The 22,224-nt window shown below is 70.7% G+C and carries 22 protein-coding genes; 2 read left to right on the top strand and 20 right to left on the bottom strand.

Going from position 1 to position 22,224, the window contains the following annotated elements; translation table 11 throughout:
* The first annotated feature begins 391 nt into the window (after nt 1-391).
* On the top strand, nt 392-691 hold the full coding sequence (locus NBT82_RS07890) for a PadR family transcriptional regulator (RefSeq protein ID WP_251330992.1): 300 nt from the start codon (nt 392-394) through the stop codon (nt 689-691).
* 114 nt (nt 692-805) lie between these two features.
* On the opposite strand, the gene NBT82_RS07885 is transcribed toward NBT82_RS07890, so the two are convergent.
* The 9 genes from NBT82_RS07885 to NBT82_RS07845 all read right to left on the bottom strand — a co-directional run bounded on the left by NBT82_RS07885 (nt 806) and on the right by NBT82_RS07845 (nt 11,470).
* The gene (locus NBT82_RS07885) at nt 806-1,087 is read right to left on the bottom strand and encodes a DUF8152 family protein (RefSeq protein WP_251330991.1); all 282 of its coding nucleotides are present in this window, start codon (nt 1,085-1,087) and stop codon (nt 806-808) included.
* A complete protein-coding gene (gene tenA / locus NBT82_RS07880; RefSeq protein WP_251330990.1) occupies nt 1,084-1,758 on the bottom strand; it encodes a thiaminase II in 675 nt (224 codons plus the stop codon). Before tenA ends, NBT82_RS07885 begins: the two co-directional genes overlap by 4 nt.
* 76 nt (nt 1,759-1,834) lie before the next feature.
* Nucleotides 1,835-2,470 (bottom strand): fibrillarin-like rRNA/tRNA 2'-O-methyltransferase, encoded by a 636-nt coding sequence (locus NBT82_RS07875; RefSeq protein ID WP_251330989.1) that lies wholly within the window; start codon nt 2,468-2,470, stop codon nt 1,835-1,837.
* Entirely contained in the window at nt 2,467-3,312 is an 846-nt protein-coding gene (locus tag NBT82_RS07870; protein WP_251330988.1) for an NOP5/NOP56 family protein, read from the bottom strand. The genes NBT82_RS07875 and NBT82_RS07870 overlap by 4 nt, the downstream gene beginning before the upstream one ends.
* Before the next feature lie 75 nt (nt 3,313-3,387).
* On the bottom strand, nt 3,388-4,875 hold the full coding sequence (locus NBT82_RS07865; protein ID WP_251330987.1) for a cobyric acid synthase: 1,488 nt from the start codon (nt 4,873-4,875) through the stop codon (nt 3,388-3,390).
* Nucleotides 4,872-6,179, bottom strand: coding sequence for a cobyrinic acid a,c-diamide synthase (locus NBT82_RS07860; RefSeq protein ID WP_251330986.1), 1,308 nt, complete (start codon nt 6,177-6,179; stop codon nt 4,872-4,874). Before NBT82_RS07860 ends, NBT82_RS07865 begins: the two co-directional genes overlap by 4 nt.
* Nucleotides 6,176-6,937, bottom strand: coding sequence for a cobalt-precorrin-7 (C(5))-methyltransferase (locus NBT82_RS07855; RefSeq protein ID WP_251330985.1), 762 nt, complete (start codon nt 6,935-6,937; stop codon nt 6,176-6,178). The genes NBT82_RS07860 and NBT82_RS07855 overlap by 4 nt, the downstream gene beginning before the upstream one ends.
* Nucleotides 6,934-7,599, bottom strand: coding sequence for a precorrin-8X methylmutase (locus NBT82_RS07850; protein ID WP_251330984.1), 666 nt, complete (start codon nt 7,597-7,599; stop codon nt 6,934-6,936). The genes NBT82_RS07855 and NBT82_RS07850 overlap by 4 nt, the downstream gene beginning before the upstream one ends.
* Nucleotides 7,592-11,470 (bottom strand): cobaltochelatase subunit CobN, encoded by a 3,879-nt coding sequence (locus NBT82_RS07845; RefSeq protein WP_251330983.1) that lies wholly within the window; start codon nt 11,468-11,470, stop codon nt 7,592-7,594. The genes NBT82_RS07850 and NBT82_RS07845 overlap by 8 nt, the downstream gene beginning before the upstream one ends.
* Before the next feature lie 49 nt (nt 11,471-11,519).
* On the opposite strand from NBT82_RS07845, the gene NBT82_RS07840 reads away from it, so the two are divergent.
* Entirely contained in the window at nt 11,520-13,616 is a 2,097-nt protein-coding gene (locus NBT82_RS07840) for an ATP-binding protein (RefSeq protein WP_251330982.1), read from the top strand.
* 4 nt (nt 13,617-13,620) lie between these two features.
* On the opposite strand, the gene NBT82_RS07835 is transcribed toward NBT82_RS07840, so the two are convergent.
* The 11 genes from NBT82_RS07835 to cbiT are packed head-to-tail and all read right to left on the bottom strand — an operon-like array spanning nt 13,621 to nt 22,099.
* Nucleotides 13,621-14,865, bottom strand: coding sequence for a PQQ-binding-like beta-propeller repeat protein (locus tag NBT82_RS07835; RefSeq protein ID WP_251331261.1), 1,245 nt, complete (start codon nt 14,863-14,865; stop codon nt 13,621-13,623).
* 11 nt (nt 14,866-14,876) lie between these two features.
* Nucleotides 14,877-15,254 (bottom strand): DUF3209 family protein, encoded by a 378-nt coding sequence (locus NBT82_RS07830; RefSeq protein WP_251330981.1) that lies wholly within the window; start codon nt 15,252-15,254, stop codon nt 14,877-14,879.
* Complete coding sequence (locus NBT82_RS07825; RefSeq protein ID WP_251330980.1) at nt 15,254-16,465, bottom strand: CbiX/SirB N-terminal domain-containing protein; 1,212 nt, start codon at nt 16,463-16,465, stop codon at nt 15,254-15,256. Before NBT82_RS07825 ends, NBT82_RS07830 begins: the two co-directional genes overlap by 1 nt.
* Complete coding sequence (locus tag NBT82_RS07820) at nt 16,462-17,121, bottom strand: cobalamin biosynthesis protein (protein WP_251330979.1); 660 nt, start codon at nt 17,119-17,121, stop codon at nt 16,462-16,464. Before NBT82_RS07820 ends, NBT82_RS07825 begins: the two co-directional genes overlap by 4 nt.
* Complete coding sequence (locus tag NBT82_RS07815) at nt 17,118-17,363, bottom strand: ferredoxin (protein WP_251330978.1); 246 nt, start codon at nt 17,361-17,363, stop codon at nt 17,118-17,120. The genes NBT82_RS07820 and NBT82_RS07815 overlap by 4 nt, the downstream gene beginning before the upstream one ends.
* Complete coding sequence (cobJ, locus tag NBT82_RS07810; RefSeq protein ID WP_251330977.1) at nt 17,363-18,277, bottom strand: precorrin-3B C(17)-methyltransferase; 915 nt, start codon at nt 18,275-18,277, stop codon at nt 17,363-17,365. Before cobJ ends, NBT82_RS07815 begins: the two co-directional genes overlap by 1 nt.
* 2 nt (nt 18,278-18,279) lie before the next feature.
* Nucleotides 18,280-19,092, bottom strand: a complete 813-nt coding sequence (locus NBT82_RS07805; RefSeq protein ID WP_251330976.1) for a precorrin-3B C(17)-methyltransferase — start codon at nt 19,090-19,092, stop codon at nt 18,280-18,282.
* On the bottom strand, nt 19,089-20,045 hold the full coding sequence (gene cbiG, locus NBT82_RS07800) for a cobalt-precorrin 5A hydrolase (RefSeq protein ID WP_251330975.1): 957 nt from the start codon (nt 20,043-20,045) through the stop codon (nt 19,089-19,091). The genes NBT82_RS07805 and cbiG overlap by 4 nt, the downstream gene beginning before the upstream one ends.
* Nucleotides 20,038-20,844, bottom strand: coding sequence for a cobalt-precorrin-4/precorrin-4 C(11)-methyltransferase (locus NBT82_RS07795; RefSeq protein ID WP_251330974.1), 807 nt, complete (start codon nt 20,842-20,844; stop codon nt 20,038-20,040). The genes cbiG and NBT82_RS07795 overlap by 8 nt, the downstream gene beginning before the upstream one ends.
* Complete coding sequence (locus NBT82_RS07790) at nt 20,841-21,548, bottom strand: cobalt-factor II C(20)-methyltransferase (protein WP_251330973.1); 708 nt, start codon at nt 21,546-21,548, stop codon at nt 20,841-20,843. The genes NBT82_RS07795 and NBT82_RS07790 overlap by 4 nt, the downstream gene beginning before the upstream one ends.
* Nucleotides 21,545-22,099: a precorrin-6Y C5,15-methyltransferase (decarboxylating) subunit CbiT gene (cbiT, locus tag NBT82_RS07785; RefSeq protein WP_251330972.1), complete on the bottom strand. Its 555-nt coding sequence runs from the start codon at nt 22,097-22,099 to the stop codon at nt 21,545-21,547. The genes NBT82_RS07790 and cbiT overlap by 4 nt, the downstream gene beginning before the upstream one ends.
* Nucleotides 22,100-22,224: the final 125 nt, after the last annotated feature.

Raw genomic sequence — 22,224 nt, 5'->3', positions numbered from 1 at the left:
GCGGCCACACCGGGACGCGACGTCCCCGTCCCGGTACCGACGGGACGACACCGGGACACTCTCCTGTAAGACTATCGAGACGTCGACGGCCGGTCTCCCCCTTGGCCGGCGGGCGGATCGGCCGTCGACACCGCGCGGTCACGGTCGGCGCGACGTTCGGCCGGCGATCGGGTGTGTCTCTCGCCATCGACGCTGAGAAACGACTCACGATCCAGTATCAGCGGACGGTGACGTTGTCCGAATCCCCTGGCACACGGCGTACTCCTCTGGTCGGACAAAGTCCGGCGAGCCGAGGTGTTCGGGGCCGCTCGGCGGATACCGGACCGATCGTCCACCATCGTGTCCCTCCACGGAAGACATATAAACATCGAGATATAAGTGGAGCGTGACGATGCACGACTTGACCGGATTCCAGCGAGATCTCCTGTACGTGATCGCCGGCCTCGACGAGCCACACGGCCTCGCGATCAAAGAGGAACTCGAAAATTACTACGAGAGTGAAATTCACCACGGGCGACTGTATCCGAATCTCGACACGCTCGTCGAGAAGGGGCTCATCGACAAGGGCCAGCGGGACCGCCGGACCAACTACTACACGCTGACTCGCCGCGGGCGACGGGAACTCGAAGCACGCCGGGAGTGGGAGAACCAGTACGTCGACGACCTGATCGAGGAAGCGACGGCGGCATAACGCTGACGCGACGGCGAGGTCCCCGTCCCGCCCACGCCCGTTCCGCCGCGGCGAGCCCACAGGCATCCGACTCGCCTCGACGTTCGACGTCGCTGACGTCCGCTCTCAGCCCTCTCACCCGTCGTCGGCGTCGAGGATTCGACACGCGGCGCGGCCGGCGGCCGTGACGTGGTCGTCGGCCGCCGGATTACCCGTCGTCTCCACCTCGTCCAGCAGGTCCGCCACCCGCTCGATCCGCCCGACGACGACGGAGGCGGGGAGATCGGCGTCGACGAGATCCGCCGTGATGGCTGTTGCCTCACCGAGCCACGGACTCGCGTCGGGTCGAACCGGGAGTTCCTCGGTGGCCACGAGGTGTTCGTGAAGCGTCCGGAGGTCCTCGTCGTCGACCGTCATTCGGGTCCCACCGTCCACGTCTCCCGCCGCCAGGCGGCGTCCCAGAACCGATACTCGTAGCGTGCGGACGTGACGAACAGGTCGCGGTAGCGGTCACGACGGGCGCCTGACGCGTCCGCCGCCACCTGGTCCATCAGATCCTTACACCACGCGGTGAGTTCCGAGAAGTCTTCGCCGGCGTAGGTGCGAATCCACTCGGCGTAACGGTCGTCGTCCGGCAGTCCGTCGGCTTCGAGCCGTATCGCCGTCTCGTTGAATCCCCACATGCAGGGCAACAGCGCTGCGATCAGGTCGCCGAAACTCCCGGTGGCGGCCGTCCGCACGAGGAAGTCGGTGTAGGCTCGGGTCGTCGGTGACGGCTCGGTGGCTTCGAGTTCGGCCTCGTCGATTCCGAACTCCGCGGCGTACGTCCGGTGGAGGTCCATCTCGGTGTCGATGGTCTCGTACAGCAACTCCGCGAACGTGCTCATCCGCGCTACGGTCGGCGCGCTCGCGGCGCCGTGGGCAAACACCCGGGCGTAGTCGATCAGGTAGACGTAATCCTGACGCACCCAGTATTCGAAGGGCTCCACGTCGAGGCTTCCGTCGCCGAGACGGGAGACCATGGGGTGATCGACGATTTCGTCCCAGAGGTCGTCCGCCAAGGGTCGCAGGTCGTCGGTGAAGGCCATGGGTGGTACTCGGGAGGCCGGACGCAAGAAGTTTTCCGGGTTGTATCAGTCGGTGATCGCCCCACCTCGCTCCGCCTCACTCGTCGCGCGGACGGGCGACGACGGCGAGGTGGTCGTCGTGGTAGCGATCCAGCCCGGTCGTCTCTAGGATCTCGTATCCCTCGCGCAGGTCGTCGAGGACGGCCTCGAAGACGTCCTCCGGTGTTTCGGTGACGTCCTCGCTCCGAGCTTTGATGCTCGCGAGGAGGCGCCCGTCCGGCCGGAGGAACCGCCGGTTGCGCGCCGCGACGCGGGCCTGCCCCCGGGTCGCCACGTCCTGTACCAACACGTCGAGGTCGGACTCGACGACGTGGGCGTACGTCTCGGGCCGTCGGGCATCCTTCAGGAGTGGGAAGAGACGCGGGCGGGTAGCCGCCACGTCCACGAGGTCACGGGCAGGCCGGGGGGCGAACTCGACGGCGTAGGTCGGTCCCGCGAAGTCCGCGACGTGACTGACCGTCGTGCCACTGGCGGCGCCGAGATAGAGGACGGCGTCGCCGCCCGCGAGTCCGGTGTCGAGACCGAGTTCGAGCATCGCACCGAGTTTCGATCGGCCGGCGTCCCAGAGACGCCACGAGCCGTCGGTCGGCTCGCCGTACACCGGGTCGCCGCGGGTGGCGAGGCGCTCGCGCCCGTCGAAGCGGCGTCGTTCGACGCCGTCGGGGAGGCTCACGAGTCGGCCCTCGCGCGGATGGTCGCGATGCGTTCGTCGAGTTCCTCGTGTAGCGACGGCCGCAGGTCGCCGGCGTAGTGGTCGATCCGTGCGGCGATGGTGAGCTTTCCCGCCAGCGCTCGGGCCGCCGAACCGCGGTCCTCGGGACGGGTGTTTCGGACGTAGTCGTGGGTGTAGATGACGCCGTGTTTCGGCGACGGTGCCCGGCCCGAGAGATGCGCGAAGAGGGCGTCCTCGGCGCCGAGGACCTGGACCGTTCCGGAGGGTTTCTTCGCGAGGTCGCCGAGGCCGCCGGCCAAGGCGATCAGCCGAGCGGCCAACACCGCGCCGGCCATCCGGCTCAGGTTCGGCGCGACCGCCGGCGCCGTCCGCTCGATGTAGGCTCGGAGATCGTCGGCCTCGTCCGCGAGGTCGACGACCCGTTCGGCGAGCGAGACCGCGCGGCGTTCGGCGGGCGTCCCGGGGTCGCGTGCGGCGACGTCCCGGGCGCCGTCGACGCCCGTCGGGGCGTCGTCGAACACCGCACCCGCCCACTCCGAGACACGTTCGGCGAGTTCGTTCGCCGTGCGTTCGGCGTCGTCCATGGCGCGAACGCCGTATTTCAACTGCTGGTCGTCCGCCCGTTCGCGCTCACGGACCGCTTCCCGGGTCGCGTTCACCGTCGCGTCGTGGAGCGCGTCGTAGTAGTCGTCCTCGTCGGCCGCGAAGCCGGCGGTCACGGCGCGGGACGGCCAGTCTGCGGGCGTGTCCGTGCCGCCGTGGTCGACGGCGTCCCGGGCCGCGTCCAGGTCGCCCGGATCCAGTCCCCGGAACCAACCGGCGTCGGCAGAGTCGTCGGTCATGGGTGGAGTTAGACACCCCGCTTGTAAATGCGCTTCCGATGTGGCGGGACGAGGGGAGCCTCCCACTGCCGACCGCTACGCTCCCGGGAGCAAGGCGGACGTGTCCACGTGATCCCGAACGAGTGCCGCCGCGGCGTCGTAGGGCGTCCGCCGGTCGCGTCCCCGTTCGGGACGTGCCTTGTCGGCCGACTCGTAGACGGCGTCGACGAACGCCTCGCGGACGGTCCGGTTCTCGAAGAGGCCGTGGAGGTAGGTTCCGGCGACGGAGCCGACGGCGGCGCTCTGGGGACCGACCGGCCGGTCGACGGCGCGGAGCGCGCGTGTGTCGCCCATGTGGATCTCGTAGCCGGAGACCTCGCCGTCGAGGCCGGCCAGCGGCCCCGCGCCCGACGCGTCCACGGTGACCGCTTCGACGCGCTTGTCGGTCGTGAAGGTCGTCGCCACGGGCAGTCGCCCGATTCCCGCGACGGTCCGACGGTCGCCGGTTCCCTCGACGTGTGCGTTGGCGATGCGGTCGCCGAGCAACTGGTAGCCGCCGCAGACGCCGATCATCGGTCCGTCGAACGCCGCGAGTTCCGCGTCGAATCCCGCCTCGCGGAGCGCGAGCAGGTCGTCGACGGTGTTTTTGGTCCCGGGAACGACGACGGCGTCGACGTCGGCGAGCGAGGCCGAGAGGGGACGGTACGCGACGCGGACGCCGGGCACGCGGGCCAGCGGTTCGAGGTCGGTAAAATTCGACACGCGGGGGAGGCGCGGGACGCCGACGGTGACGGTCCGGTCCGGTGGGACGTCGTCGTCGCCGCGGACGCCCTCGCCGTCGGGGAGCGAGACGCTGTCCTCCGCGGGCAAGCCGGGGTCGTCGTGCGGGAGGACGCCCAGGACGGGCACGCCGGTCCGGTCGTGGACCTCCTCGATGGCCGGATCGAGGATCGACCGGTCGCCGCGGAACTTCGTGATGACGACCCCGACGACGCGGTCGGCGACGTCCTCCGGCGCGAGTTCGAGCGTGCCGACGATGCTGGCGAACGCGCCGCCGCGTTCGATGTCCGCGACGAGGAGGACGTCGGCGTCGGCAACGCGCGCCGTCTCCACGTTCGCCAGATCCCGGTGGCGAAGGTTCGGTTCCGCGACGCTCCCCGCCCCCTCCGCGACGACGACGTCGTGTGACGTGGCGAGTCGGCGGTACGATTCCTCGGCGGCGTCGCGGACGCGGTCCCAGTGGTCCCTGTAGTACTCGCCGGCTTCGAAGTGGCCCACCGCCTCCCCCTGGACGACGAGTTGGCTCTCGCCGTCGCCGCGGGGTTTGAGCAGGACCGGGTTACAGTCCGTCGTCGGCGTCGCGCGTGCGGCCCGCGCCTGCACGTACTGCGAGACGCCGATTTCGCCCCAGTCGACGTCCACATCTCCGGCTGCGAGGACGGCACGGGCGTTGTTGCTCATGTTCTGTGCCTTGAACGGAGCGACGTCGACGCCGCGGTCCGACAGCACTCGGCAGATCCCGGCTGCCACCGTGCTCTTCCCGACGTGGCTCGCGGTGCCGGCGACGAGCAGCGTTCGGGTCATCGCTCGGCCGCGGACTCGACGAACGCGTCGAAGGCCCCGCTCTCGGGGTGGAGGTGGCAGTACGTTCCGAGCGTCCGGTACTCGTAGAGGCCGTCCCGTTCGTCGTCGATGCCGTCGCCCCGCAGCACCTCGAACGCGAACCGAGCGTCGCCGTCGACGTCCACACTGGAGTAGTGGAACTCGTGACCACGCCGTCGGTCGTGGGTCGCGGCGGTGGGCGACCCCCGCCTCGCCCGCAGTTCGACGTGATCGAGCGCCTGATACCGGTCGTGCATTCGGACGGTGGCGGGCAGCACGCCGGCCATCCCGTGGGTCTCCCCGTCGGTCGTCGTCAGCGACTCCGAAAGCGCCATCAGTCCCCCGCACTCGCCCAGGACGGCCGTCCCGTCGACGGCGGCGGTCGCGATGGCGTCCATCGTCGGACTGGCTTCGAGCGTCTCCGCGTGCAGTTCCGGATAGCCTCCCGGCAGGTAGATGCCGTCGCAGTCGGGCAGGGCGTCGCCGGCGAGCGGCGAGAACGTGGCGACGGCCGCCCGCTCCCGGAGGCGTTCGAGCGTGGCCGGGTAGGTGAAACGGAACGCCGCGTCGCGGGCGACGGCGACACGGGCGTCGGTCGGGTCGTCGACCACGCGCTCCTCGGGGCGCGGCGGCGTCCGCGCGGCGTCGCGGAGTCGGTCGACGTGAATCGCCTCGGCAGCCTCGTCGAGGGCCTCGTCGTCGATGGCAGCCTCCTCGCCCATCTGGAGGCCGAGATGTCGATCCGGAATCTCCAGCGCCGACCGTGGCGGGACCCGCCCGAAGTACGTCAGGTGATCGGGGAGGGCGTCGCGGATCCCCCGCTCGTGGCGGCCGCCGTGAGTGCGCTGAGCGAGGACGCCGACCACGTCGACGTCGCGGCCGGTGTGGGACGCGTACTCGTGGAAGCCGTGAGCCGTCGCCGCGACGCTCTCCATCCCGGCGTTCGCGTCGACGACCAGCACCACCGGGAGGTCGAGCGCCTCGGCGACCATCGCCGTGCTCGAACAGTCGCCGTCGTAGAGCCCCATCACGCCCTCGACGACGCAGACGTCGCCGTCGCCGCGGTAGTAGTTGCGGCGGACGCCCTCGTGGCCTTCGAGCCACAGGTCGAGCGTCCGCGACGGGGTTGCGGCCACGGCCTCGTGGTGGCTCGGATCGATGAAGTCCGGGCCGGCCTTCGCGGGCTGGACGGCCCGGCCCTGCCCCTGCAGGGCGCGGACGATGGCGAGCGTCGCCACCGTCTTCCCGACGCCCGACCGCGTGCCGGCCACGACGACCCCCTTCATCCGTCCCTCCGGACCACGAGCACGGAGAGATCCGAGAACGGCGTCGAGTCGGGGTCCGAACCCCCTGCAGACTCGCGCAGGTCGCCGAGGCGCGTTCGCGTCACCCGCTCGTCGGCGTGGGTCAGCCGTTCGAGTACGAGCGCGTCGAGCCCCGGGCGAGCGCCCGACTCGACGAGCAGGTCGGCGACGTCGCCGGGCATCCAGTCGAAGGGCCGCGGGAGGACCAGGAGGTGACGGTCGCCGACAGCACCGACGAGTCGGTCGAGGTCGGCGCCGAGATCGCCGCTCTTGTGCAGGGTGACGAACGCGCTGTTCTCCATCGGCGTGCGCGCCCGACTCGCGGCCACCTGTAGCGACGAGATCCCCGGAATCACCGTCACGGGGGCGCCGACCGCCCGTTCGACCTTGCCGAGGAACTGATAGCCCGAGTGGTTTGGATCGCCCATCAGGAGCGCGGTTCCCCGGTCGCCAGCCCGGACCCGCTCGGCGAACGTATCGAGCGTCGCCGCCTCGTCGGCGTAGCCACAGGTGAGCAGGTCCGCCCCCGTCTCGTCGGCCACGAAGTCGACGACCGTCTCGAAGCCGACGACCACGTCCGCCTCGCGGATGGCCCGCGCGCCCCGCCGGGTGAGGTAGTCGGGGTTTCCTGGGCCGATGCCGACGGCGTGGACCGGGGCGGCGGCGTTGCGTGACGGCTCCGGTTCGGCGGCGGCGACCGCCGCCGGATCCGGGCCGGAATCGAGGTCGTACTCGCTCATAGCTCGACGTCGCCCTCCCGCGTGTCGCTGGCGACGTGGATCAGTTCGTTCGTCAGCGCCGCGGCGAGGCCGCTCCCACCGCGCGTCCCGACGTTGGTGATGGCGGGGACGCCGTGTTCCTCGGCGACTTCGCGGACGCGCTCGCGGCTCTCGACCGCCTTCACGAAGCCCACGGGCGTCGCGACGACGACCGCGGGGCGAGTCCCGTCCTCGATGCAGTCGGCCAGCGCCAGCGCGCCGGTCGGGGCGTTCCCGACGACGGCGATGGCGCCGTCGTAGGCCCCCTCGCGGTCGAGTTCGAGGACCGAGGCCGCGGTTCTGGTCATGCCCGTCTCGGCGGCCAGATCCCCGCCCGCTCCGATCGCCTTCCGAACCGGGCAGTCGTGACCCCGACCCGTGATCCCCGCCTTTGCCATCGTGATATCGGTCACGATGGGGCGGTCGTCGAGGACGGCGCGCGCGCCAGCCCGAACCGGATCGTTGTGAAACCGCAGCAGGTGCTGGAAGTCGGGAGAGCCCGTCGAGTGGACCGCTTTCTGCCTGAGCCGATCTTCGAGCGTCTCGTTCGGGACGAACGAGCGGACGATGTCCATGCTCGTCTCCGCAATCTCCATCGCGTCCTGCGTCGTCGCGCCGAGGTCCGCGTAGTCCTCGTCAGTCATCGGAGATCGCCTCCTTCGATTCGGCCGTTCGCGCCTCCAGATCGCCCTCGACAGAGAGGTTGATGTCCCGGAGTCGGTCCTTGACGTCGGGGGCTGCGTCCCACAGGCCGCGGTCGATGGCCTCCAGCAGAGTCGCCGTGATGCTCTCCAGCGCCCACGGGTTCACATCACGGAGCCACTCCTGTCGCTCCGCGTCGAAGGCGTACGCCTCCGCGAGGTCCGACCAGAGGCGGTCGCTCACGACGCCGGTCGTCGCGTCCCAGCCGAGTGCCACGTCGACGGTGGTCGAGAGGTCGCCCGCTCCCTTGTAGCCGTGGTCCGTCATACTGTCCAGCCAGTCGGGATTCAGGACGCGCGCCCGCATCGTCTTTCGCACCTTCTCCTCGTTGGTGTAGACGGTCACGTCGTCGGGATCGGCCGAGTCGCCGACGTAGGAGGCGGGCTCGGTCCCCGCGATCTCGCCGACCGCGGAGATGAACCCGCCGTGGAAGGCGTACCAGTCCGAGGAGTCGAACTCGTCCTGTTCGGCCGTGTCCTCGACTTTCACCGTCGCCTCGACGGAGCCGAGTCGCCGCTCGAAGCTCTCGTGGGCCTCCGAGACCCGCCCGCGGGAGTCGAGGGCGTACCCGCCCCACTGGACGTAGACGTCCGCGAGGTCGGCACGGTCCGTCCACTCCCCCCCGTCGACGGCCTTGTTCGTCCCCGCGCCGTAGCCGCCGGGTTTCGTCGTGAAGACGCGCTCGCGGGCGGCGGCGGCCGCCGCGTCGGCGTCCATCCCGTCGGCCTCTAGTTCCTTGGCGTCCTCTTCGACGTGCTTTTTGACGTAGTTCACGTCGTGGGGCTCGTCGAGGGCGACGACGGCGTCGACGGCGTCGTGGACGACGCTCGCGGCCTGCGGGAAGGCGTCGCGAAAGAGCCCCGACACCCGCGTCGTCACGTCGATGCGTGGCCGTCCGAGTTCGTCGAGCGGGATCGGCTCCACGCCGTCGATCCGGCCGGCGTCGGTCCACACCGGTTCGACCCCCATCAGGGCGAGTACCTGCGCGACCGTCTCGCCGCGGGTCCGAACCGTGGGCGTCCCCCACGCCACGACGCCGACCTCCTCGGGGTACTCGCCCCGGTCGTCGCGGTGGCGTTCGGCGACGCCGTCGGCCACCTCCGCCCCCACCTCCCACGCCGTCCTGGCGGGGACCTTCCGGGGATCGAGCGTGTAGAAGTTCCGTGCCGTCGGCAGGAGGTCGACGCCGCCACGCGTCGGCGCCCCGCTCCCGCCCGGCGGCACGTACTCGCCGTTCAGCGCCTCCGCCGTCCGCGGAATCTCCTCGCTCGCCCCGGCGACCCGCGGTGCCGCCTCCTCGCAGATGAACGCGAGCACCTCCCGGAGGGCGTCGTGGGCGCCCGACTTCGCCCGCGCGTCGCCGAGGGGGTCGACGTCGACCACGAGGAGGTTCATGTTCACCTCGTCGTCGAGGCCGGCGTCGGTCTCCGACTCCGGCACGTCGAAGCCACGACGCGCCAGCGCCTCGACGAGTTCGATGGACCGCTCGTGGACGTGGTCGGCGGCCGCCGAGAGCGTCATGCCGAGTCGCTCGTCGTAGGCCCCCGGCTCGGAGCGCATCCGGTCGTAGTCGACCCCGAGGACGCCGGCGACGGCCCGCCGGAGGCTCGGCGCACCCGGGTTCTCCAGACGGGTGAGCGCCACCAGATACTCGACGAGGCGGTCGCCGTCGGGCGGTTCACCCATCGTGTGCAGCCCCATGCGAATCTGCGTCGTCTTCACGTCGGTGAGGTACTCGTGAATCCGCTCGACGAGTTCGTCGACGTCGAGTTCGTCGCCGTCGACGGCCCCCTCGGCGAGGGTCGGTCCGGCCGCCTCGGGACCGCGCACGTCGGCCGGTTCGTCGACCGTGCCGGCGACGCCGAGTTCGGCCGCGAGGTCGAGTTCCTCGACCGTCTCGCGGAGGAGTCGTTCGAGATGTTCGCCGTCGTCGGTCCGTGCGTCCTCCATGCCGGCCTCGCGATACCGGTCGGCGAGTTCCTCCAGTTCGGCCAGTTCGTCGTAGGTGCCGGCCGACCGCATGACCGGCGTCAGGTAGTCCACGACCGCCGCGTAGGAGCGCCGCTTGGCCTGTGTCCCCTCGCCGGGGTTGTTGATGATGTACGGGTAGACGTTCGGCAGGTCGTCGATTAACTGATCGGGAGCGCTCGCGCCGTTCAGGCCGACGGTCTTGCCCGGCAGCCACTCCAGGCTCCCGTGCGTGCCGAGGTGGACGACGGCGTCCGCGTCGAACGCCTCGCGGAGCCACGCGTAGAAGGCGTAGTAGTCGTGCGGTGGCTGGAGGTCAGAGTCGTGATAGACCTTCGAGGGGTCCATCCCGAACCCGCGGGGCGGCTGAACGGTCACGAGGACGTTCCCGTACTCGACGCCGGGGATGGCGAAGGGTCGGTCCGGCGGGTCGCCCCACTCCTCGACGACGGCCTCGCGAAAGCGATCGTCGGCCTCCTCGAACCACGCGGCGTACTGCTCGGGCGAGACGGTGTCGACGCTCATCTCGCGGACGTCCTCGGGCGCGACCCACCGGGAGTCGAGGGTCAACTGCGAGGTGAGGCGGTCGATGAGGGCCGCGCCGTCGGCGGGGCGCCCGTCGACGGCGTAGCCGCGCGCGTCGAGTTCGTCGAGGAGGTTGACGGTGCTCTCGGGGCTGTCGAGGCCGAACGCGGTGCCGATGCCGTCGTCGCTCGGCGGGTAGTTGTGGAGGACGACCGCGACGTCTTTCTCCGCGTTCGGCAGGTGTCGAAGCCGCGCCCAGTTGACGGCCAGTCGGGCGACGTGGTCGATCCGGTCGTCGATCGGGAGATGCTGTTTCGGCGCGCTGCCGATGCCCGCCTCGTCGTCCATCCGTTCCTTGCCGCTGATGGGGTGGGTGATGACGTTGCCGTCGAACTCGGGGAGCGCGACCGACAGGGCGAGTTCGAACCCCATCACGCCCGTGTCGCTTCCCTCGTAGCGCGACCGGGACCGCATCGTCGTGATGGCCTGCAGGACGGGAACGCCGAGTTCGGTGAGGAACACGTCCTCCGCCCCTTCGCCCTCGTCGCTCGCGCTACGGCCGCGCTCGCTCATCGACAACGAGAACATGAACGAACCCACCACGGCGTCGACGAGCGGGCCGTCCTCGTCGGCGAACCAGTTGCGGGCGACCCACTCGGCGTTCTCCTGACCCGCCTCGTCGGTCGCCGGGTTGCAAAAGGCGGGGAGGACGTTCGCGCCCGCCGCCTCGAGGCGCCGGACGAGCGCGTCGACGTACCGCGTGTTCGCGTGCGTCCAGTGGGACTCGTAGAACCAGACGCCGACCGTCGGTTTCTCCGGATCGTGAGTCGCCAGCAACTCCTCGTACTCGACGCCTGGATGGTCGGGATGATAGACACCCTCGGTCGGCAGCGAGACGGGGTCGTCGTAGTCGACGTCGTCGTCGCCGTACTCGCTCGCGAGGAACCGACAGCAGTTCGCGAGGTTCACCACACCACCGGCGTCGAGGTATTCGTGCACCCGGTCCCGGTCGCGCTCGATGACGGTGGTGTCCTCGAACGCGAACGCGTCGCCCGTCGACTTGACGACGAGCGGGACGCCCGCCGCCGCGAGTCGATCGACCGCGTGGTCGTAGCCGGGCATGCTCTCCTCGGCGCCGTGCATCCAGAGCACCACGGCCGACGCGGACTCGACGTCGTCGACGAAGGCGTCGACGTCGGTTTCGTCGTCGAGGTCCCCCTCCGAACGTACCACGAGGTCCACCCCGTCGAGTCGCCCCGCGGCCTGCTGTACCGCCCCCAGTTCGTTCTCCGTCGCCGTGTAGAGCCCGATCGTCGGCATGCGTTGATAAAGCGTTATTGCGGTACTACAAGTAAACTTTCGTATTCACATGGAGCGTCGCCGTACACCGTTCCCGGCGATCGTCGGGCAAGGGGAGTTGAAGCGGGCGCTGTTGGCCGTCGCCGCGAACGACGCGCTCGACGGTCTGCTCGTCTGCGGGGAGCGAGGGACGGCCAAGTCGACCGCCGTCCGCGCGCTGGCCGATCTGTTGCCGGCACAGCGCGCCGTCGCGGACTGTCCGTACGGCTGTCCGCCGGACGATCCCGAACGCCAGTGTGAGTCGTGTCGGTCCCGTTCGACCCTCGACGTGGAGACGCGACCCGTGCCGCTCGTGACGCTCCCGCTGGGCGCGACGCGCGAGCGCGTGGTCGGCACGCTGTCGGTGACCGACGCCCTCGACGGCGACGCCACGTTCGACCCCGGCCTCCTCGCCCGCGCGAACCGGGGGATCCTCTACGTCGACGAGGTGAACCTCCTCGACGACCATCTGGTGGACGTCCTGCTGGATGCGGCGGCGAGCGGCGTCAACCACGTCGAACGCGACGGCGTGAGCGTCGAACACCCCGCCGACTTCACCCTCGTCGGGACCATGAACCCCGAGGAGGGCGATCTCCGCCCCCAACTCCGCGATCGCTTCGCGCTGCAGGCGACGGTCTCCGGCTGTCGGGAGATCGACGATCGGGTCGCCGTCGTCGACCGGGCGCTCGACAGGGGCGACGACCCGGCGGCGTTCGCGGCGGCGTACGAGGACGAGACCGACGCCCTGCGCGACCGACTCCTGACGGCCCGTCGGCTCGTCGACGAGGTGACCCTTCCGACCGAGTTCAAGCGGGACATCGCCGAATGCTGCCGGGACGCCGGCGTCGACGGCCACCGCGCGGACATCGCCACCGCGCGGGCCGCGGTGACCATCGCCGCCCTCGACGGCCGGACGAAGGTGATCGAATCGGACGTCCGCGAGGCGGCCGCGTTCGCGCTCCCCCACCGACTCCGTGGTCACCCCTTCGAGGACGCGCCGGACCCGGAGGATGTCCTCGACGATCACTTCGAGGGGGGCGGAGACGGCGGCGAGGGCGATGAAGACGGTGACGAGGCGGACGACGCGGGGGACGGGACAGATGACGGCGACGACGGAGACGACGCCGGGACGATAGAGCCCGAGGACGCCCACGACGGGGACGGCGCGAGCGATGAGGGAGGGAGCGACGCCGACGCCGACGACCCGGACGCCCCGACCGGGCGGCCGACGCCGTCGTCGGCCGGAGGAGGGAGGGACGACAGTGGCGACGGGGGCTCGGATAGCGACGACGGCGGCGACGCCGATGGCGGCGACGCCGACACCGACGCTACTCCGCTCGTCCCGGGCCGGAACCGGGCCGACGTGGGCGAGGCCGGCCCACCACCCGTCGACGATCCGGCGGCGGAGTCGGCCACGTCGGGCGAGGGATCGCGGGCCAGCGCGTCCGAGGGTGGCCGCGGGTCACGGGTCCGAACCGAGCGCGCGACGCCGGACGACGACGTGGACGCCGCGGCGTCGGTCCGTGCCGCCGTCGCCGAGGGCCGGACGCGAATCGAGGAGCGCGACCTGCGGACGTCGGTCCGGAGCGGGAGCGCGCGGACGCTCGTCGTCTTCGTCGTCGATGCCAGCGCGTCGATGCGGCCGGCGATGCGCGAGGCCAAGGGCACGGTGATGGCGCTGCTCCGCGACGCCTACGAACAGCGCGACGAGGTGGCGTTCGTCGCCGTCGCGGGCGACGACGCCGAGGTACTTCTCCCGCCGACGAACAGCGTCACGCTCGCGGCCCGCCATCTGAAGGACCTCCCCACAGGCGACCGGACGCCGCTTCCCGACGGACTCGACACCGCCCACCGACTCCTCGCCCGTGCCGAGGCGGACGCGAGTCTCGTCGTCGTGGTGACCGACGGCCGCGCGAACGTGGCCGACGGCAGTCCGACGGAGGCGACACGCGCCGCAGCACGTCGGTTGGCGGCCGGCGACGCGTCGGTCGTCCTCGTGGACGCCGGGGACGACGGCACCGGACTGACGGACGTCATCGAAACCGAAACCGGCGGACTGCGGATCCCGCTCGACGATCTGACCGCCGAGCGGGTGGCCGCCGCCGCGGCGACCGCCGGCGAGGAGTAGTCGGTCAGCGCTCGTCGGCGTCGACCCGCCACGTGTGCAGGCGGAAGGCGCCGTGCGTGACGCCCTCGTCGTGGTACTCGACCGGTTCCTCGACGACCGCGAGCGTGTCGCCGTCGAGTGCCACGGCCGCAGCGATTCCGGGGATCGACCGCGAGTCGAGGTGGCCCCGGTCGGCGTCGAAGAGGTGGACGGCGTGCGTGTCGGCCCGCCGCTCGCGGAAGTGCTGTGCCGAGGGGACGGCGACGAGCGACCCGTCGGCCGCGACGTCGCGGGCGAAGCCGCCGACGGGGTGCGTCCACGTCAGGTCGCCGTCGTCGACGGCGGCGATCGTGTGCTCGCGTGGGTGGCGTGCGTCCGGGTCGCGGGTCGACTCGGCGTAGGTGTTGCCCGTCACGAAGACGGCGGCGTCGCCGGCGGCACGGACGTGCGTGGGGTAGGCGTAGACCGTCTCGCCGCCGACGCGTCGCTCGCTCGCGAGGTCGACGCGCCAGCGTTCGCCGCCGTCGGCGTCGAGCAGGTAGCCGTGCTTGTCGCCGTGGCTCGCGACGGCGACGCCGTCGCCGAGGAACGCCACGTCCCCGACGCGGCGGTCACCCTCGGTACCGGGGTCCCAGTTCATCACGGGGGCGCCGGTGTCGGCATCGAGGACGACCAGTCCGTGTGCGTGGGCGTCCGTACACCGGTTGTACGCGACGGCGACGCGGCTGTGGCGGGCGTCGAGTGCGAGCGGTGCCGCACGGGCGGGGTAGCGCCACCGAACGTCGCCGTCGGGATCGAAGCCGAGGACGACGCTCGACCAGTCGCGGCTCTCGCCGTCGCGGTCGTACCGTCTCGCGGCGGCGACGGTCCTCCCCCCGACTGCCACGTCGACGACGTACGGCTGGAAGGTGAGCGACTCCGTGGTCGCCGTTCCGACATCCGCGGCCGTCGCGTACCGCCATCGGCGGTCGCCGGTGGCCGCCGAGAGCGCGGCGACGTGGCCGTCGGGGCCTCGCTCGCCGGCGACGAGTGTGCCGTCGCGTGCCGCCAGCGACACGACGTAGCTGTCGACGATGGCCGACGGGTCGGCGGCGGTGGTGGACCACCGTTCGGCCGGCGTCGCGTCCGGTCGCTCGGCCGTCAGGCGGCCGCCGACGCCCCCGGCGACGACGGTCCCGTCGGCGACGGTCGCCGCCGACCGGGCCCAGTTGTGACGACTCTCCGCGGGGTCGAGGTCGCCGAGCGGACGTCGCCGTTCGTCGGTGAGCATCCGTACCGTCGTCACTCCTCGGTCGGGAACGTCTCGTGGAGGGTGTGGTGAGCCTCGCCGAGGTCGTCGAGCAGGTCGTCGGTCCGGCGACGGAGCCGACGGACCGTCCGCTTCGCGTCCCGGACGGCGACGACCCGCCCCCGGAGGTACGCTCCGTCGGGGTCGTCGGGGTCGGCCGCCATCGCCGCCTCCTCGAGGTCGATCAGTGCCGCGTCGAGGTGTCGCTGGATCTCGTCCAGCGTCGTGGCGTTCGCGAGGGCGGCGATCGGGCCGTTCGCCTCCAGTTCGTCGCCGATCTCCGCTTCAGCGTGTTGCCGCACACTCTCGTCGACGGTGCCGTTCAGGTTCATCAGTGCGAGTCGTAGCGCTTCGAGTTCTGCGCAAGCCATTATAGTGTCTGGTGTACGAGGTCGGAGACGATGCGGTCCCGATCGAGGTGGGACGAGACGATGCGATCGGTGTCGTCGGCCGTGACGCCGCCGTACCAGATGCCGTCGGGGTAGACGGCGACTATGGGGCCGTCGCCACACTGGCCGAGACAGGAGGTGCGGGTGACGCGGGCGTCGCAGTCCTCGGCTGCCCGGACCCCCTGCCGTAACCCCTCGATGACCGCGGTCGCACCGCTCGCGGCACAGGTCTGGTTCGTACAGACTGCGACGTGTTTCTCGGGGGCGTCGTGGACGTGCGGGTCGTCGTCGACCGACTCCCGGTCGGCGTGTTCGGCCTGGTGGACGAGCGAGCGGAGCATGGCCCGCGCGCCCCCCTGATCCTCCTCGTAGCCCGCGAGTTCCACCTTGTACTTGCAGGTGTCACAGGACATCTCGACGCTGTCGGAGCGCGCCGCCTTCCAGCGGTCCGCGAGGACGTCGACGACGCGGTCGTCCGTCCCCAGGGGGTCTCCCGCGCCCGCGTCGACGTAGGGATACTCGTCGTCGAACGCCCCGGTGCCGTCCACGATGCGCCCCGTCAGCGTCCCGTCGCCGAGCATGTACGGGACGACCGCCACCGCGTCCGGTCGGTCCTTGGTGACGGTGTGGAGCGTGTCGTCGAGTCGTGGCGACGTCACGCCGATGAACGACGCGTCGACGCGGTCGAACTCGCGGCCCTCGTAGAGGAGGCGGGCGAGTTTGTGGACATCGGCGTTCGAGTCCGGGTCGCTCGACCCCCGGGCACAGACGACGACGCTCACGTCCGCCGTCTCCCGGTCGACGCCGAGGTCGGCTTCGACGGCGCGCACCCGGTCGTCGAGCAGGTCGACGAGCGACGGGTGGACGCCGAGGTGGGAGCCGTAGTGAATCGTCAGGTCCTTGTGCCGGGTGCGTGCGGTCTGGATGGCGAGCGGCACGTCGTTTTTGACGTGGCTCGCGCCGAACAGCGACAGCGGAACGACCGTCAGCGTCCGGCAGGTGGGCGCGAGCGTGTCGATGGCCTCGCCGATAGCCGGCTCCGCGAGTTCTAGATAGGCCGCGTCGACCGGGAGTTCGAGCCGGGTTTCGAGTTTCGCGGCGAGCCTGCGGACCTGTTCGTTCGACTTCTCCCGGCGCGAGCCGTGACCGACCAGGAGGACGGCATCGTCGTCGAGCGGCGTCTCCCCGGTCATTCGCTCTCGGCTCGCTCCAGACTCCGCAGCAGTTTCCGGCGGCGCGTCGGTGCGTACAGGCCCGTCCCCTCGCTCCCGTCGTACACCCAGCGTCCGAACGGCCCGGCCGCCTCGTCGTCGAGGCCGAACCAGTATCCGCCCGACGACGTCTCGTCGATCTCGCCGGTCGGCGCGTCGACTGGACAGTCCCCGAGGAGACCCACGACGGTTTCGAGGAGCGTCCGGTCGTCGTGGACGAAGGAGATGCCGACGGTGCCCGAGGACTTGAAACAGACCGTCCCACAGCTCTCGAGCAGCCCGCGGAGGAGCTGTCGGTCGGCGTCGGCCAGGGCGTCGAACCGATAGCCGCCGCGCTCGTCGCCCATCGGGAGGCCGAAGGCGGCGCTCGCGCGCCCGGCCACGTCGCCGGTCACGGTGACGCGGTACTCGTCCTCGACACGGGTGATCGAGGTGTCGTGGGCGTAGGGGCGTTCGGTCCGGCGCCGGTCGACGTCGCCGCCGCCCGCGACGGCGACGAGGCGCTCCGCACACCCCTCGTCCGGGGCCCGGACGGTGAGTTCGTCCGTCCCAACGTCGCCGCCGCCGGCGACGTGGCCCCAGAAGTAGGCCGTCTCGGGGTGACACGTCAGCAGGTCCGATGGGGTGTCGGGGCTCACTCGGACCCCTCCCGGACGGTGATGGCTCCCGGCGGACAGGCCTCGGCAGCCAGTTTCGCGTCGGCGGCGTTCCCCTCGAACGTCGCGACGATCCGGTCGTCCCTCCGATCGACGTCGACGACCCCGTCGGCCGCCGGATCGACCGTCGCCAGACCGGCGTCGTCCTCGACGAACCGCTCGTCGCGCACGAGACACGCGAAGATGCCGTCGCAGGCCGCCCGGTCGAGTTCGATTCGGTACATCAGTACTCGTATTTCCGTTCGTAGCCCCGGGGAGTCACCATCCGCTCGTCCCAGACGTACGTCTCCTCGTTGCCGACCAGAAGCGTCGTCGTCATGTCGACGAGGTCGCTCTCGCCGAGTTCGGGGAGATCCTGCAGTTCGACGATTTCGGTCTCCTCCTCTTCCCGTCCCGCGGCGTGGACGATGCCGACCGGCGTCTCGGGGTCGCGGTGTTCGAGCAGGATCTCGCAGCACTTCTGATAGTTCTCCCGGCGCTTGCGACTCCACGGATTGTAGATGGCGATCGTGAACCCTTCCTTGGCGACCGCGTGCAGGCGGGATTCGATGGTCGGCATCGGCGTCAGGTGATCCGAGAGGCTGACGCTGACGGTGTCGTTCACCAGCGGCGCACCGAGTCGAGCGGCACACGACTGGGCGGCCGGGACGCCGGGCACGACCTCGAAGTCGACTGCGCTCGCCGACCCGTCCTTGGATTCGAGGATCTCCAGCGCCAGGCCGCCCAGCGCGTAGACGTTCGGGTCGCCGCTGCCGACGATAGCGACGTCGTTGCCGGCGAGGGTCCGGTCGACCGCCTCTTCGGTCCGAGACACCTCGCCACACATCGGCGTCGAGTAGACGTCCTCGGCGCCGTCGACGATGTCGTCGGGCAGGAGGTCGATGTACGTCGTGTAGCCGACGATCTGATCGACCCTCCGGAGCGCCTCCGTCGCTCGGGCGGTCATCCCTCCCGGCTGGCCGGGACCGAGGCCGACGGCCACCAGCCGACCGGGATCGGCGTCGAAGTCGTCGGCCGTCGCCGCCACGTTCTCCTCGGTCGTCCCGGCCGTCGATCCGCCACACGCCGATTCCGAGGGGTCGGTCGTCTCGGCCGTCGATCCGCCACACGCCGATTCGGTGGTGTCCATATCACTCATGGTTAGAAGTCGTCGACGTCACGCCCGCCGCGCGGGGTGACGAGGTACGTTTCGTAGTCGTTGCGCCAGGTCTCCGTCTCGTGGGTGCCGATCAGGATGGACGTCCCCATCCCGCCGACCTCCTCATCGTGTGTGTCCGCCTCGCCGAGCGTCGTGACGGTGAACGTCTCACCGTCGACGTTTCGCCCGGCGTCGCCCCGGCCGGCGTCGTTGAAGATGCCGACCGGCACGTCGTCGGCTCGTTCTTCGCGGACGGCGTCGACGGCCCGCTCGTAGTTGCGCCAGCAGTTGTAGAGGACGATCACGAAGTCGCTGATGGCGGCGGCACGAAGCTTCTCCTCGATCTCGTCCCACCCGCGCCACTTATCGGACAGCGATACGGTGCAGAAGTCGTTCGAGAGGGGCGCACCCATCATCGCCGCGCCGCCGAGGGCCGCCGTGACGCCGGGAACGATTTCGATCGGCACGTCCGTCGCGTCGTCTTCCTCGGCCATCGCGAACACGAGGTCGGACTTGCCGTAGACGTTCGGGTCGCCGCCGGAGACGTGCGCCACGTCCTCGCCCGCACGGACGCGTTCGAACGCCTCGCGGGTGAGTTCGACCTGCTGGCCCATCGACGAGCGGACGACTTCGGGATCGGTCGGTCCCGCCTCGTCCTCGGGTGGGAGCGTCCCGTCCGCCCGCAGGAACTCCTGATAGAGGTTCGAGGCGATGACGCAGTCGGCGGTCGCGACGGTCTCGCGGGCACGCTGGGTCATGTGGCCCGGCAGTCCCGGCCCGATGCCGACGACGGAGAGCGTGCCGCGTTCGGTCATCGTCCCACCGCCACGGTGACCGCGTCGTCGTAGCGCCGCTTCTCGACGAGAAGGTCGTGGTGCCGGCCGCCGGCGATGGCGCTCGCCTCGGCGACGCCCGGCCAGCCGATTAGTTCCTTCGACCGCGAGGGGGTGGGCCCCTCGAACGCCGTCAGCGTCTCCTTGTCGAGATACGCCACGCCGACGCCGAACTCCTCGGCGGCCTCGACGAGACCGGGTTCGTCCGCCTTTCGGGTCGCCGTCGCGACGAACTCCACGTCCGCGGGCGACCAGTCCACCTCGTCGAGCGCCTCGGTCCAGGCCGTCAGGAACTGCTCGGCGTCCGCACCGGAGACGCTGCCCGTGCCGAGGACGACGCCGTCGTCCGCGTTGCGCTTCAGGACGGTCACGTCGTCGCCCACGAGGACAGCCTGCGGTCCGTCGAGGCGGGCGACGGGCCCCAGTTCCTCGTCGAGGACGGCGAGGTTCGTCGCCACCGTCGAGTCGCCGTTGACGACGTGGGTGTCGAGCGCCTTCGCACGGCTCTCGACGCCCTGCTTGCCGGCCGCCTCGGAGGCCGTCGTCATCGCCGGGACGGCGCCGAGGGTAGAGAGGTCGTAGGCGACCTGGTTCGCGCCGTGGTGGCCGCCCGTGAGCGGGATCGCCCACGTCAGCTCCTCGTCGACGACGACGACGGCCGGATCCGCCCACTTGTCGTCGAGCAGCGGGGCGGTCTTTCGCATGGCGATCCCGCTGGCCATCAGGCCGACGAAGCAGTCGTACTCGCCCCAGTGCTCGTCGAACACCTCGCCGTGGTATTCGAGGACGTCGATCCGGTCGTAGTCGTCGGCGAGACCGGCCCGGATCTCCTCGGCCGTGTCCAGTTTGCGCTCGAAGCCGACGATCGCTATCTCGTCGGCGACTTCGCCGTCGCTGTCCGCCGTGTTACAGTCGTTGTCGGTGGTGTCAGTCATCTGTTTCTGTAGAGTCGTCGTTGCTACGGTTCGCCCAGTCGCCGTACAGGTAGGACCGCTCGTACCCGGCACCGGTCGCCGCCTCGCCGATCACGACCAGCGCCGACGCCCGGTAGCCGGCCGCCTCGACCTTCTCGCCGATGGTGTCGATGGTGCCCCGGATCACGTCCTCGTCGGGCCAGGAGGCGTGATAGACGACCGCGACGGGAGTCTCGGGGTCGTGGCCGTCCGCCAGCAGGCGATCCATCGTCTCGCTCACGGCGTGTGTCCCCAGGTAGATGCACGTGGTCACGTCGCCGAAGCCGACGAAGTCGCTGATGTGGTCCTCGTCCGCGGAGAGGGTCGTGCCCTGTGGGCGGGTGAACGCGACGTGATTGGCCACCTCGTTGAGCGTCAGTTGCGTCCCGAGCGTCGCGCTGGCGGCAAAGGCCGAGGTGACGCCGGGCACGAAGTACGTCGGAACCCCCTCGGCTTCGAGGGCGTCCATCTGCTCCAGTGCAGCCCCGTAGACGGCCGGGTCGCCGCTGTGAAGTCGGACGACCGACCGGCCGTCCTCGTAGGCCGCCGCCATCAGCGGCACCAGTTCTTCGAGGTCCTTGCCGACGCTGTTTACCTGCTCCGCGTCGGCGCAGTACGCCGCCAGCAGTTCGCTGTTGACCAGCGATCCCGCGTGGACGACGAGGTCGGCCGACTCGGTCAGGCGCTTGCCGGTGACGGTGAGGAGACCGGGGTCGCCCGGGCCGGCGCCGACGAACGGCACGCCCTCGCGCACGTCGCCGGCGGTGTACGCGTCGCTCACGCCGACCGCTCCGTCCCGGCGTCGTCGAACTCGGCGGTCGCCAGGTCGCGTTCGATCCCCCGCTTCTCGGCGTACGCGAGCGTGTAGTAGTCGCGCTCGGCCACGTCGGTCGGGTCCGACGTGACGACGGTCTCACCCTGCTCCATGAACAGGCGACGGCCGTAGCGGACGTCGTAGCCGGCGGCGGTGAGCTTCTCGTCGGTGGCGACGGCGTCGGTCACCTTGAACAGGATCATCCGGTCCGGGCCGGTCGGGGCCGCCCCGTCGGCGGCCTCCCGGAGCGAGAGCCCGGTGCCGGCCTCGATCTCGACGCCCAGCGCGGTCGCGAACGCCGTGACCGCGCTCACCCCGGGGACGACCTCGACGTCGACGCCCGGATGGAACGCCGAGAGCGTTCGCCGGAGGTGGCCGAACGTCGAGTAGACGTTCGGGTCGCCCAGCGTCACGAAGGCCACGTCCCCGTCGGCGGCCGCGTCGGCGACGACGTCCGCGGCCGTCCGCCACGCCGTCCTGAGCTGCTCCGGGTCGCGGGTCATCGGGAAATCGAGGTCGCCAAGCGCCGACTCGGGGACGTACTCCCGGGCGACCGATCGCGAGAGCCGGCCCGGCGAGTAGACGGTGTCGACGGCGTCGAGGACGCGCTTCCCGCGGACGGTGACGAGGTCGGCCTCGCCGGGCCCGAGGCCGACGCCGTAGACGGTCATTCGCACCCTCCCTCTCCCCGACCGACGACGACGTAGACGGGGTTTTCGGCGTCGAAACTCGTCGCGCCGGCGAGTTCGTAGCCGTGGCTCACCTGCACCTGGAGCACCTCCGAGAGCAGGTCACGGTCCCGGAAGGCGTCGATGGCGTCGCCCGCCACCTCGACGCGGGAGACGTTCATCACGATGCGGTCGACGCCCGTCTCGACGGCGTGGTCGAGGACGGCCTCGAAGTTTCGGCTCCCGCCGACGAACATCGCGTCCGCGTCCTCGGGAAGCCCCGCCGGTGCCTCCGCCTCGCGGAGCGACACCTTGGCGTCGTACTCGTTTTCGTCGAGGTTCCGCCGGGTGACGGCCAGCCGCTCGGGTTTCCGTTCGACGGCCGTCACCCGGCCGGCGCGCTGGGCCGCTTCGATGGTGACCGCGCCGGTACAGGAGCCGACGTCGACGACGTGATCCGACGGTCGCACGTCCAACTTTCCGAGCGACACCGCCCGAATCTCCGGTTTCGTCGGCCCGGCTTTCGCATCGTGCGGGAGCGCTACCTGCGACATCACCTCCACCATTTCGGGCCCCCGTAAAAACAATTGTGCTTGCCCTACAAAAAGTGAACTTTCACTCGGAGTCGCGTCGCCGTCGCTCGTCGAGGGTCTCGGCGTCGCGGATCGGCGGGGACGGT

Origin of the sequence: Haloplanus sp. HW8-1 (genome assembly GCF_023703795.1) — an archaeon.
GTDB lineage: Archaea > Halobacteriota > Halobacteria > Halobacteriales > Haloferacaceae > Haloplanus > Haloplanus pelagicus.
This window is presented reverse-complemented; position numbering and strand designations above follow the sequence as displayed.